At 74.2% G+C, this 13,958-nt stretch carries 3 protein-coding genes; all 3 read right to left on the reverse strand.

Features of this window, described 5'->3' with window-relative positions; translation table 11 throughout:
• A complete protein-coding gene (locus WME79_RS44930) occupies nucleotides 1-12,660 on the reverse strand; it encodes an amino acid adenylation domain-containing protein (protein WP_437528303.1) in 12,660 nt (4,219 codons plus the stop codon).
• 36 nt (nucleotides 12,661-12,696) lie between these two features.
• On the reverse strand, nucleotides 12,697-13,629 hold the full coding sequence (locus tag WME79_RS44935) for a TauD/TfdA family dioxygenase (protein ID WP_437540066.1): 933 nt from the start codon (nucleotides 13,627-13,629) through the stop codon (nucleotides 12,697-12,699).
• 95 nt (nucleotides 13,630-13,724) lie between these two features.
• Nucleotides 13,725-13,946, reverse strand: coding sequence for an MbtH family protein (locus WME79_RS44940; protein WP_437528305.1), 222 nt, complete (start codon nucleotides 13,944-13,946; stop codon nucleotides 13,725-13,727).
• Nucleotides 13,947-13,958: the final 12 nt, after the last annotated feature.

Raw genomic sequence — 13,958 nt, forward strand, 5'->3', positions numbered from 1 at the left:
TCAGTCCAAGGCTTCCAGGATGGAGTCCAGCTCGTCCGACCCGAGCGCGACGTCGGTGAAGTCGGACGGCGTGTAGCCACCGGCGTCGGGTGACAGGCAGTGCGCGATCAGCTCTCTCAGCGCGTCGCGCCACAGCGCGCTGACCTCCGCGACCGTCTCCTGCCGGTACCGCGCGGCGCTGTAACGGAAGGTCGCCTCGAGCCGGCCGTCGTACACGGCCGCGTCGATCTCGATCTCGTACGCGAGCGGGCTGCGCAGGTCGTGCTCGGCGCCGGACGACTCCGCGGCCAGGGAGAACCGCGCGCCGGCGCCGACCACCTGATCCCACTGGCCCAGGTAGTTGAGCGCGACGCCCGGCGTCGGCAGGCGGCGCAGCTGGTCCGCGATAGCCCCTTTCCCCAGCTCCCGCACCGCGCCGTAAGGGAGGCCGCGCCGCGGGACGCGGCGGAGCTGCTCCTTCGCGGTCTTGAGCACGGCGCCCGGCGTCGCGTCCGGCGCGACCTCGAGCAGCACCGGGTAGGCGCTCGTGAACCAGCCGATCGTGCGCGACAGGTCCAGGTCGTCGCCGTCGAGCGCCTCGCGCCCGTGGCCCTCGACCTCGATCGCCGAGAGCGGTTGGCCCGTCCACCGCGCGAGCGCCAGGGCCAGCCCGGCCAGCAAGAACTCGTCGATCCGCGTCCGGTACGCCTCCGACACCGCCTCGAGGAGCGACCGCGTCTCCGCCCCGCTCAGGCCCACCTTGAGCGTGGCCATGGCCGTCTCCGCGCGATCCCCCGCCGGCTCGTCGACCGGCAGCGGCGCGAGGCGATCCCAGGGCAGCCCGAGCCAGAAGGCCGCCTCTTCCTGGAGGGCGGCGTCCTGCGCCGCGGCCTCGAGGCGCGCCGCCCACCGCGGGAACGAGGTGGTCCTGTCGGGCAGCTGCGCCGGCGCTCCGCGGCGGGCCTGGTCGTAGGCGGCCTCCAGATCCTCGAGGAGGATCCGCCACGATACGCCGTCGATGACCAGGTGGTGCGCGACCAGCAGCAGCCGCCCCGGCCTGCCGGCGCCAAGGTCGAACCCGACAACCCGCAAGAGCGGCCCCGCCGTCAGGTCGAGGCTGGCCTGCCACCGGGCGGCGTGCGCCTCGAGCGCCCGTGGCTGCTCGGCCTCGGGCACGCCGGCGAGGTCCGCCCGGTGCACGACCGTGGCGGGCTCGTCGGAGCGCGCGAGCGTCTGACGGAAGCCGCGCTCCTCGGGCACGTAGCGCAGCCGGAGCGCGCCGTGGTGGCGCAGGAGCGCCCGCACCGCCGCCTCCAGCGCCGGCCACTCGAGCGGCTCGGAGACCGAGAGCAGGAGCGACTGGTTCCAGTGGTGCGGGTTGGGCAGGCCGCGCGCGAAGAACCGCCGCTGGATCGGCGTCAGCGGGACGTCGCCGCCCGCCGGATCCTCCTCGGCTGGCGCGGCGGCGGCCGGGGCAAGGCCCGCGGCGGCGGCCAGCGCCGCGACGGTCTGGTGCTGGAACATCTGGCGCGCCGTCACGCGCAGGCCGGCCTGCTTCGCGCGGGACACGACCTGCAGGCTCAGGATCGAGTCGCCTCCCAGCTCGAAGAAGTTGTCGTGCCGGCCGACGCGCTCGCGGCCCAGCACCGCGGCCCAGATCTCCGCGAGCTGCGCCTCGACGGCCGTGGCGGGCGCTGCGTCCGCTTCCGCGGCCGGGCGCGCTGCGTCCGCGCCGCCCGCGCCGTCGGCGGTGTCCTGGCGCGGTCCCAGCAGCGCCGGAGACGGCGGCTCCGGCGGCGCCGCCTCGCGCGGCTCCGGCAGCGGCAGCTCGCCGAGCCGGGAGGTCGGCCGGGCGGCGATCCCCTCCAGCAGCTTGAGGAGATCGTCCGCCATGCGGCGGATCGAGCGCTCCTCGAAGAGATCCGTGCTGTACTCGAGCGAGCCGCTCAGGCCCTCCGGCGTCACCGCCATGTGGAGCGAGAGGTCGAACTGGGCGCTGCCCGGATCCACGTCGAGCGTCAGGATCTCGAGGCCGTCGATCGCGCGGCGCGGCGCGCGCTGCGGGGCCTCCTGGAGCGAGAACATCACCTGGAACAGCGGGGTGTTGCCGAGATCCCGCGCGGGTCGGAGCGCCTGGACGAGCTGCTCGAACGGCAGATCCTGGTGCGCCTGCGCCGCGAGCACCTCTTCACGGACGCGCGCCAGCAGCTCGGTGAAGCGCGGATCTCCGCCGAGATCCGCCCGCAGCACGAGCGTGTTGACGAAGAACCCGATGAGCCCCTCGACCTCCACGCGGGTGCGGCCCGCGATCGGCGTCCCGATGCACAGGTCGGTCTGGCCGCTGTAGCGCGCGAGCAGCACCTCGAACGCGCCGAGGAGCAGCATGAACGAGGTGACCCCCTGGCCGCGCGCGAGCGCGCCGAGCGCCGCCGAGAGCTCGCCCGGCAGCGCGAAGGCATGGCGGGCGCCCCGGTACGACCGCGCCGGGGGCCGCGGCCGGTCGGTGGGCAGCCGCAGCACCGGCGGCTCCGCGCCGAGCCGCTGCCGCCAGTACGCGAGCTGCTGGTCGAGCACCGGCCCGGTGAGCCACGCGCGCTGCCACCGCGCGTAGTCGGCGTACTGGACCGGGAGCGACGGGAGCGCCGCGGCGCGGCCCTCGGCGCCGGCGGCGTAGAGCTCCATCACCTCGCTGACGAGGAGGCTCAGGGACCACCCGTCCGACACGATGTGGTGGAGGACGACGAGCAACGCGTGCTCGCGCTCCCCGAGGCGGAGCAGCGTGATCCGGAACAGCGGCCCCTCGGTGAGGTCGAAGGCGCGGCTGGCTTCCGCCTCGAGCGCGCGCTGCGCCGCTGCCTCGCGCTCCTCGGCGGGCGCGGCGCGGAGGTCCGCGATCGAGAGCGCGACCGGCTGCTCCGGCCGGACGATCATCGCCGGCCGGCCGTCGATCTCCGCGAAGGTCGTGCGCATGGACGCGTGGCGGCGGACCACCGCCTCGAGCCCGCGCTTCAGCCGGTCGACGTCGAGCGGGCCGACGAGGCGCACGGCCGCCGGGATGTTGTACGAGGCCGCCGTGGGCTCGAGCTGGGCCAGGAACCACAGGCGCTGCTGGGCGAACGAGAGCGGCGGCGCGCCGTCGCTCGTTGGTCCTGTGAGCTGCCCCGTGATCGGCGGCAGCGTCACGCCCTGCTGCTGCCGGACGGCCTCGTCGACCGCGCGGGCGAGCCGCGCCACGGTCGGGTGATCGAAGAGGGTCCTGAGCGGCAGCTCCACCTGGAAGGCGGCGCGGACGCGGGAGATCACGCGCGTCGCGAGGAGCGAGTGCCCTCCGATCTCGAAGAACGTCTCGTCCACGCCGACGGCCTTCAGGTCGAGCACCTCGGCCCAGATCCCCGCGACGGCCTCCTCCGTCGCCGTGCGGGGGCGATCGCCCGCGGCGCGAGCGGCGAGCCCGGGCGCCGGCCCGGCCTTCCGGCCCCGCGCGCCGTCCGCCGCGGGCCTGTCGTCCCGCCGCGCCGCGCGCCACGCCGCGGCGAGCCGCGCCTCCTCCGCTGCCAGCTCCGACCCCGGTCCCCCGAGGGCCGCGAGCTTCGCGAGCCGCGCCTCCGGCTGGCCGGCCATGCGCTCGAGCAGCGCGCACAGGTCCGCCGCCATGCGGGCGACGGTCCCCCCGTCGAGGCGCCGCGTGTCGAACGACAGCGACAGCGCGAGCTCGCTGCCGGGGACGACGGCGATGGTGAGCGGATAGTTCGTCCAGGCCTCCTCCGTGCTCACCTCGATCCCGAGGGCCCGCCGGTGCTCGTCGACGGCCTCGTCGAGGGGGAAGTTCTGGAACACGAGCAGCGACTCGAAGAGCGGCGCGCCTCGCTCCACCTCGCTCCATTGCTGCACCTGGACCAGCGGGCTGTACTCGTACTGGCGCAGCTCGAGGTTGAGCTCCTGAATCTCGTGGAGCCACGCCGCGAGCCGCATCTCCGGGTCGACGCGCAGGCGCAGGGGGAGCGAGTTGATGAACGCGCCCATGATGGAGCCGGCCTCGGGCAGGTCGGCCGGGCGGCCGGCCACGGTGACGCCGAAGAGCACGTCCGGCTCGCCGCTGCTGCGGGCCAGGAGCAGCGCCCACGCGGCCTGCACCGCGGTGTTGAGCGTCACCCCCTGCGCTTGGGCGAAGCCCTGGAGCGCCCCCGTCGCGCCCGGAGAGAGCCGCGCGCGGTGCTCGCGGAAGCCGGGCGCCGCGTCGGCCCCGGCGCGCTCCGGCAGCGGGGTCGGCGCCGTCAGCCCCCTGAGGTGCGCCCGGAAGAAGGCCTCGGCGGCCGCCATGTCCTGCCGCTCGAGCCACGCGATGTAGCTCCGGTAGGGCGGCGCCGGCTCGCGCTCTCTCAGCGCGCCGCGGCGCGCCTCCTCGTAGTAGGTCAGCCACTCCTTGAGGATCAGCCCCTGACACCAGCCGTCGAGCAGCGCGTGGTGGACGCTCCAGACGATCTGGTCGGCGCGCTCCGGGAGGCGCATCACCGTGACCCGCATCAGCGGCGGCTCCTCGAAGCGGAGGCCGCGCCGGCGATCCTCCCGGAGAAAGCGCTCGAGCGCCGCCGCGTGTTCGGCCTCCGGGAGCTCCCGCCAGTCGAGGACCTCGAGGGGCAGGCGCACGGCGCGGCGCACGACCTGGTGAGGCTCCTCGACGCCGGTGACGAAGCCGGTCCGGAGGATCGCGTGGCGCGCGCCGAGGACCTCGAAGGCCCGCGCGAAGGCCTCGACGTCCAGCCCCTGCGCGAACCGGCAGACGACCTGGTTGAAGTACGGGCTGTCCTCCGGCGTCAGCAGCGAGTGGAAGAGCATGCCCTGCTGCACCGGGGACGCGGGGACCACGTCCTCGATGTCGCCGCCGGCCTGCAGCAGCGCGTCGAGCTGCGCCCGCGCCAGCCGGGCCAGGCCGAACGGCTCGATCGCGGCGGGCGGGGGCGAGGCGGGCGGCCGCGGCCCGGCCTGCGCCGCGGAGAGATCGCGCGCGAGCGCTGCGATCGTGCGGCCCGCGAAGATCTGCTTGGGCGTCAGGCGCAGCCCTCGCTGGGCGGCGCGCGCGATCACCTGCAGCGAGACGATGGAGTCGCCGCCCAGCTCGAAGAAGTCGTCCTCGACGCCGACCTGCTCGCGGCGCAGCGCCTCGGCCCAGACCTCGGCGAGGATCCGCTCCGGCTCGGTGCGCGGCGCTGTGAAGGGGCGTTGGGCCGGCGCGTCGAGCTGCTCGGGCGCGGGCAGGGCGCGTCGGTCGACCTTGCCGTTGGGCGACAGCGGCATGCGGTCGAGCACGACGATGGGCGAGGGCACCATGTACGCCGGGAGGACCTCGCCGAGCCACGCGCGGAGCGCCTTCGGATCGAGCGCCGCGCCGTCGGCGCGGCCGGCGACGTAGGCGACGAGGCGCTTTCCGCCGTGGGCCTCGTCGCGGGCGAGGACGATGGCCTCGCCGACGCCGTGGTGCTGGAGCAGGCGGGCCTCGATCTCGCCGAGCTCGACGCGCAGGCCGCGGATCTTGACCTGGAAGTCGAGGCGGCCGAGGAACTCGATGGCTCCGTCGGGGCGATGGCGCGCCAGATCGCCAGTCCGGTACAGCCTCCCTCCCGGGGCGGAGCCAAACGGATCGGGCACGAAGCGCTCCGCGGTGAGGGCGGGGCGACGGTGATAGCCGCGGGCGAGGCCGACGCCGCCGATGTGGAGCTCGCCGGCGACGCCCGCGGGCACGGGCTGGCCGTGGCGGTCGAGCAGGTAGATCTGGGTGTTGGCGATGGGGTAGCCGATGGGCACCGAGGCGGAGGAGTCCCCTCGCTCGCAGGCCCAGTACGTCACATCGATGGAGGCCTCGGTGGGGCCATAGAGGTTGTGGAGCTCGGCGTGATCGAGCCGCTCGAAGCACCGCCGCGCGAGCTCCGCTGGCAGCGCCTCGCCGCTGCAGATGATCCGGCGCAGCGACTGGCATGAGGCCACGCCCGGGGTCTCCAGGAAGGCCTGGAGCATGGGCGGGACGAAGTGCAATGTGGTGACGCCGTGGCGCGTGATCAGCTCGACGAGCCGCTCGCCGTCGCGGTGGTCGCCGGGCCTGGCGACGACGAGGCCAGCGCCGGTGATCAAGGGCCAGAAGAACTCCCAGACCGAGACATCGAAGCTGAAGGGGGTCTTCTGCAACACCCGGTCATCCGGGGTGAGGCCGTAGCGCTCCTGCATCCATTGCAGGCGGTTGAGCAGGCCACGGTGGCTGTTGCCGGCGCCCTTGGGACGCCCGGTCGAGCCGGAGGTGTAGATGGTGTAAGCGAGGTTGTCCGGCGACAGCGGGGTCGCGAGGTTGTCCGTCGGCTCCCTGTCGATCTCGGCGCGATCCACGTCCAGACACAACACCTGGGCGCCGTGCGCCGGCAGGCGCGACGCCACGGGCCACTGGCTCAGCAGGACCGGCGCGGCCGCGTCCTCGAGCATGAACGCGATGCGGTCGATCGGGTAATCGGGATCGATCGGCACGTAGGCGCCGCCGGCCTTGAGGATGCCGAGCAGCCCGACGACGAGCTCGACGGAGCGCTCTGCGGCGATGGCCACGAGCACGTCGGGCCCCACGCCGCGCTTCCTGAGCGCGTGCGCCACCTGATTGGCGCGCTCGTTGAGCTCTCGATAGCTCAGCCGCTTCTCATCGAAGATCACCGCCACGGCGTCCGGCGCCCGCCTCGCCTGCGCCTCGAAGAGCTCGTGGACGCGCCGCTCGTCCGGATACGCGCGCTCCGTCGCGTTCCAGTCCGTCACGACACGCCGGGACTCCAGCTCGCCCAGGAGCGACAGCTCGCCGACCCGCGCCTCGGGGCGGCTAACGAGCTGCCTGAGCGCCACCTCCACGAGGCCGAGCAGGCGGGAAGCGGCGTCCTCGTCGAACCGCTGCCGGTCATAGGACAGGCGCAGCTGGAGCTGGCTCCCCGGCAGGACGGCCAGCGTCAGCGGGTAGTTGGTCTGGTCCGCGAACGCGACGTCGCGGACGCCGAGCCCGGGCAACCCCGCCTGGGTCCGAGGATCGGTGGGATAGTTCTCGAAGACGAGCAAGCTCTCGAACAGCGGCTGTCCCGCCGGTATCGCGCTGAACGCCCGCGCCTGGGCCAGCGGCGTGTGCTCGTGCGGGCCAAGCTCCGTCGTGGCCCGCAGGAGATCGCGCAGCCAGTCCGCGACGGTGGCGGCCTGCGGCACGGCCACGCGCAGGGGCAGCGTGTTGATGAAGAGCCCCACCATGGCGTCGATCCCGGCGAGCGGCGCCGACCGCCCGGCCACCGTGATGCCGAAGACCACGTCGTCGCTCCGGGCCGCCCGGCTCAGCAGGAGCGCCCAGGCCGCCTGGACCAGGGTGCTCGCCGTCACGCGGTGCTGCTGCGCGAAGCGCTGCAGGCGCGCCGTCGCCGCTTCCGACAGCGAGACGATCGTCGCCCCGTGACCGCTCATCCCCTCGGCCGCCGTGACGCGCTCCAGGGGCAGCGGCGTCGCCGCGCTGAAGCCCGAGAGCGCGCCTCGCCAGAAAGGCTCCTCGGCGCCGGCGTCCCGCTCGCGCAGCCAGGCGATGTACTCGCGGTAGCGCCGGCGCGGCGACAGCGCGACCTCGCGGCCGGCGCGCAGGGCGTCGTAGGCAGCGAAGGCGTCCTGCAGCACGAGGGACGCCGCCCACCCGTCGAGGACCAGGTGATGGTGGCTCCAGAGCACGTGGTGGGCCTCGTCGCCCACGCGCAGCAGCGCGACGCGCATCAGCGGGCCCCGCGCCAGATCGAAGCCCCGCGCGCGATCCGAGTCGACGCGGGCGGCCATCCGCGCCCGCTGCTCCTCGGCCCCGGCGTCGCGCCAGTCCTCGAGCTCGATCTCCAGCGCCGCCCCGCGCCGCACGACCTGGAGCGGCTCGTCGGCCCCTTCCGACGCGAAGGTCGTGCGCAGGACGCCGTGGTGCTCCACCACGGCCTCCCAGGCCCGGCGGAACGCGTCCACGTCGAGCGCGCCCTCCAGCCGGCACGTCACCTGCTCGACGTAGACGCCGGAGCCGGGCTCCCACAGGCTGTGGAAGAGCAGCCCCTGCTGGAGCGGGCTCAAAGGATGGACGTCCTCGACGTCGCGGCCGGCGCCCAGCAGGCGATCCAGCCTGGCCTGGTCGAGCCGCGCGAGGGGGAAGTCCGAGGGCGTGTACCCTCCGCTGTCCGGCGAAAGGCAGTGCGCGACGAGGGCGCGCAGCCGCGCCGCGAAGTCCTCGCTGAGCCGCGCGATCGTCTCGGGCCGGTAGCGGGCGCCGCTGTAGTTCCACATCACGCGGAGGCGCCCGCCGACGATCGCCGCGTCGACCTCCAGCTCGTAGCCCCGCGGCGTGCGCGGATCGTGGTCGCGCCCGACGTCGCCCTCGGCGTGCGCGAACAGCGGGCTCGACGCGAACAGGTCGTCCCACTGCCCGAGGTAGTTGAAGCTCACCTGCGGCGCGGCGTGCGCCCGGAGCCGCGCCGCGCGCTCGTCCTCGCTCAGGTACCGGAGCACGCCGTACGTGGCGCCGCCCCGGGGGACGGCGCGGAGCTGCTCCTTCGTCGCCTTGAGCACGCCGTCCGGCGCCGCGCCGGCCGGGACCTCCAGCCGGACGGGGTAGATGCTCGTGAACCACCCGACCGTCCGGGAGAGATCCACGTCGTCGAGCGCGTCGCGCCCGTGCCCCTCCAGGTCGATGCGCACGGCCGGATCGCCCGTCCACCGCGCGAGCGCGCCGGCGAAGGCCGCGAGCAGGATCTCGTCCACGCGCATCCGGTACGCGGGCGTCGCATGGAGCAGCGCGCGCGTGTCCTCGGCGCCGAGGAACTGGGTCAGGTAGACGGTCTCCGCCTCGAGCGACCCGCCGGCCGGATCGTCCGCGGGCAGCGCCGCCGTGGGGCGGCTCGCGGCGATCCACGCCTCGGCCTGCCGCGCCACCTCCTCGGATCGGGCGTGCGCGCACAGGCGCCGGGCGAACTCGCCGAAGGAGAGGGTCTCGTCCGGGAGCCGGATCGCCTCGCCGGCGCCGTGCTGCCGGTGAGCGGTCTGGAGATCCTCGAGCAGGATCCGCCACGAGACCGCATCGACCACGAGGTGGTGCGCGATCAGCAGGAGGCGGCCCGGGCGCTCCGGGCCCAGGTCGAACAGCACCGCGCGGAGGAGCGGCCCCTCGCTCAGGTGGAGCCGCGCCTGGTGCTCCCCGGCCGCCCTGGCCAGCGCCGCGGCCTGCGCCTCGGCGGGGAGGTTCGACAGGTCGACCCGCGCGACCTCCGCGGCGCCCGAGCCCGCGTAGCGCTGGCGAAAGCCGTCCGCCTCGCGCGTGAACCGCAGCCGCAGCGCGCCGTGGTGGTCGGCCGTGGCCCGGACCGCGGCCGTGAGCGCCTCCACGGAGATCCGCTGCCGCAGCTCGAGCAGCACGGTCTGGTTCCAGTGGTGCGGGCTCGGCCCGCCCAGCTCGAAGAACCAGCGCTGGATCGGCGTGAGCGGCGCGTCTTCGACAAACGGCGCGAGCGGCGCCGCCGCGGCCGGCGTCGGGGCCGGCGCCGCCACCGCGGCCAGATCGGCGATCGTCTGGTGCTGGAAGATCTGCCGCGGCGTGAGCGAGAGGCCCGCGGCCCGCGCGCGAGAGACGACCTGGAGCGCGAGGATCGAGTCGCCGCCGAGCTCGAAGAAGTTCTCCTGCACCCCGACCGCCGGCCGCCCCAGGAGCTCCGCCCAGATCCCTGCGAGCGCCGCCTCGGCCTCGGTGCGCGGCGTCGCCGCCTCGCCGCTCGGCGCGGCCGGTGCCGGCAGCGCGCGCCGGTCGATCTTGCCGTATGGCGTGTGGGGCAGCTCCTCCAGCACCACGAACGCCGACGGCACCATGTAGTCCGGCACCTGCTCCTTGAGCGCGCGCCGGAGCGCCTCCGGCTCCACGTCCGCGCCCGCCGCGACGTACGCCACGAGGCGCCGCTCCTCTGGCCGGTCCTGCCGCACGATCACGACCGCCTCGCGCACGCCGGGCTGCTCGCCGAGCCGCGCCTCGATCTCCCCGGGCTCGATCCGGAAGCCGCGCAGCTTCACCTGGTGATCCACGCGGCCGGCGAACTCGAGCTGCCCGTCCGCGCGCCACCGCGCCCGGTCTCCCGTCCGGTAGAGCCGCTCTCCTGGCCGGTCCGCGAAGGGATCCGGGACGAAGCGCTCCGCGGTCAGATCCGGGCGCGCCCAGTACCCGCGCGCGAGCCCCTGGCCGCCGAGGTACAGCTCTCCCACCACGCCGGCCGGCACCGGCTGCCCGGCGGGATCGAGCACGTACGCGCGGGTGTTCGCGAGCGGCCGGCCGATGGGGACCACCCACGCGTCACGCGGGTCGGCGGCGGCCGACAGGTTGCTGACCGTCGCGGTCACGGTGGTCTCGGTCGGGCCGTAGGCGTTCAGCAGGCGGACGCGCGCGGCGCCGGGCGACGCCCGCCAGGCGCTCACCCGCTCGGGCAAGGCCGCCTCGCCGGTGATGACGAGCTGCCGGAGGCACGGCGGCAGGGCCGCGCCCTCGCCGAGCGCCGCGACGACGCGGTGCCAGTACATGGTCGGCAGCACCGCCGCGGTCACGCCCCACGCGCCGCACGCCGCGAGGAACCCGGCGACGGACTCGAGCATCGCCTCGGTGCGCAGCACCAGCGTCGCGCCGCGCGCGAGGCACGGGAAGATCTCCTCCGCGCTCGCGTCGAAGCTCAGCGACGCGAACTGCAGCACCCGGTCGCGCGGCGAGATCTCGTAGACCCCCGCCGCGACGTCGACGAAGCTCGCGATCGCCCGGTGCGGGACCACGACGCCCTTGGGCGTCCCCGTCGAGCCGGAGGTGTAGAGGATGTAGGCCGCCTGCTCGGGCGCCGGCTCGCCGGCCGGCGGCGGCGGCGCGGAGGAGACCTCGCGGCGCACGCACGCCCAGCTGGCGTCGAGCTGGATCACCGCCACGCCGGGGCGCTGCTCCGCCGCAGCGCCCTCCTGCGCGATCACCACGCGGATCCCGGCGCCGTCGATCATCGCGGCGACGCGCTCCCGGGGGAGGTTGGGATCGATCGGGACGTAGGCGCCGCCTGCCTTCAGCACGCCCAGCACGGCGGCGATCATCTCGATCGAGCGCGGCAGGCAGAGGCCCACGCGGACCTCCGGCCCCACCCCTCGCCGCCGGAGCAGCTGCGCCAGCTGGTTGGCCCGCCGATCGAGCTCGCCGTACGTGATCTGCCGCTCCTCGTGGACGACGGCCGTCGCCCCGGGCGCGCGCGCGGCGTGCTCCTCGAACATCCGGTGGACGGCGCTCGGGGTCTTGCGGAGCGCCCCTGCCGTCCTCCACCCGAGCACCTGCTTCTGCTCCTCGGCCGCGAGCATCGGCAGCTCCGACAGGCGCGCCCCGGGGCTCGCCGCCGCGCCCGCGAGCAGGCGCAGGAGGTGATCGGCCATCCGCGCGATCGTCGCCTCGTCGAACAGATCGGTGTCGTATTCGAGGGCGGCTGCCAGCCCGTCCTCGTCGGGCGCGACGTCGAGCGACAGATCGAACTGGGCGCCCCCCACGTCCAGATCGAGCAGGCGCACGCCGAGGCCCGGGATCTCCATCGGCTGCCGGAGCACCGGCTGGAGCGCGAACATCACCTGGCAGAGCGGCGCGTGGCTCAGGTCGCGGACCGGGCTCACGGCCTCCACCACCTGATCGAACGGCACCTCCTGGTGCGTCTGCGCCTCGCGCACGGTCTGCGTGACCCGGCCGAGCAGCCGCGCGAACGACGGATCCCCGGAGAGATCGGCGCGGAGCACGACGGTGTTGGCGAAGCAGCCGACGAGCCCTTCCAGCTCGGCCCGGCTCCGGTTCGTCACCGGCGTGCCCACGCTGACGTCGAACGTCCCCGCGTGGCGCGCGAGGAGGGCCTGGAACGCCGCCGTCAGCACCGCGAACAGCGTCGTCTCCTCGCGCCGCGCCAGCGCGCCGAGCGCCTCGGCGAGCGCGCCGGGCACGCGGAAGAAGCGCCGCGCTCCCTGGTAACGCTGCGTCGCCGGCCGGGGGCGATCCGTGGGCAGCTCCAGCACCCCCGGCTGATCCGAGAGCTGCTTCTTCCAGTACGCGAGCTGGGCCTCGAGCAATCCGCCCTCGACGCGCTGGCGCTGCCAGTGCGCGAAGTCCGCGTACTGGAGCGCCGGGTCGGCGAGCGGGGCGGGCCGGCCCGCCACGAACGCCGTGTAGAGCGCGGCGAACTCGCCGAGGACCAGGCTCGTGGACCACCCGTCGAAGACGATGTGGTGGACCACCCAGAGGAGGATGTGTTCTTCCGATCCGAGCCGCAGGAGCGTGAGCCGGAGGAGCGGGCCGTTCGTGAGGTCGAACGGCCGCCGCGCCTCGCGCTCGATCACGCGCCGGACCTCCGCCTCCCGCTGCGCCGGCGGCAGGACGCCGAGGTCGAGCCGCTCGATCCGCGCCGCCCCGTCGGGCTGGACGACCTGGGAGGGCTGCCCGTCGACGACGGCGAACGTCGTGCGCAGGATCTCGTGCCGGCGCACGATCTCGGAGAGGCACCGCTCCACCACGGCGACGTCGAGCGACCCGGTGAGCCGCACGGCCGTGGCCAGGTTGTAGGAGGCGCTCTCCGGCTCGAGCTGGGCGAGAAACCACAGCCGCTCTTGCGCGAAGCTCATCGGAAAAACGAAGACATCCTCAAGCATGAAAGAACCTCAGGAGGCTTTGGCCCGGTACGGCTCGGCCATGGCGACAAGGACCTTGCGCGGGCCGCGGTACGGCGCGCGCCCGTGGGCGACCAGCATGTTGTCCGCGAGGAGCACGTCCCCCGCTTGCCAGGCGAACTCCACGGCGAGCTGCCTGTACACCTCGCGGATCTCGTCGAGCGCGGCGCCCTCGATGGGCGATCCGTCCCCATACAGCGCGTTACGGGGCAGGTCTTCCTCGGCGAAGATCGAGAGGAGCGCCTCTCGCGCGGCCGGCTCCAGGTTGGAGACGTGGAACAGGTGGGCCTGGTTGAACCACACCTGATCTCCGGTGCGCGGGTGGGTGGCCACGGCCTGGCACACCTGGCGTGTGCGCAGCTCGCCGTCGGCCTTCCACACGCACTCGATGCCTGCCGCCCGGCAGAAGCGCTCGACCTCGGCCCTGTCGTCCGTGCCGAAGACCTTCTGCCACGGCAGGTCCAGCCCATTGCCGTAATTGCGCACGTACATCACCTTCTTCGCCGCGAAGCGCTCCCGTAGCCGGGCCGGGATGCGCCGGAAGACCTCGCGGCTGTCCGCGATCGGGGTGCTGCCGCCCTCGGGCGCGGCCACGGCGCAGTGGAACCAGATCTTGAGCGGCCAATCGAGCGTGTACGACTGCTCGTTGTGAAGAGGGATGTGCTGGTGAGCGGGGTACTCCGTCGACGTGTAGATCCGGTCCTGCACGTGGGAGCGCGGCGTCGACCCGAACGTGTAGTCCAGCAGATCCGGCGTCACGAGCTTGACGAAGGCGTGGAAGTCGGCGAGCGATCCGACCGGGAAGCCGCGGAACAGCACCGCTCCGTGCCGGGTCAGCTCCTCTTCCGCGCACGCCCGGATGGCCGCGGCGAGCGCGGGGACGCTCACGTCGTCGCGGCCGGGCGGGCTCACGACGAGCGGCAGCGCGCCGCCGGGGAAGCAGGACCGCGAGAGGCTCGCCGCCTCGCTCCGCGCCGCGTCCTCGGGCGTCGCGCGCTGTGACAGAGCGCTCGGGGCGGTCACGACGGCCGGCCCTCCTCCATCCGCTTTCGGAGGCTGAGCGGCCGCATGTCGGTCCAGACCTCCTTGATGTGATCAAGGCACTCGGCCTTCGTGCCTGTCTTGCCTGCGTCGCGCCAGCCAAGGGGGTTTTCCCGGTACTCGGGCCATATCGAGTACTGCTCCTCGTGGTTCACGACGACTTTGTAAGTGGTGTTGTCTTCGCGCTCTTCGTTGGCCATGGACTCCTCCGT

This window comes from Sorangium sp. So ce726, assembly GCF_051521405.1.
Classification (GTDB): domain Bacteria; phylum Myxococcota_A; class Polyangia; order Polyangiales; family Polyangiaceae; genus Sorangium.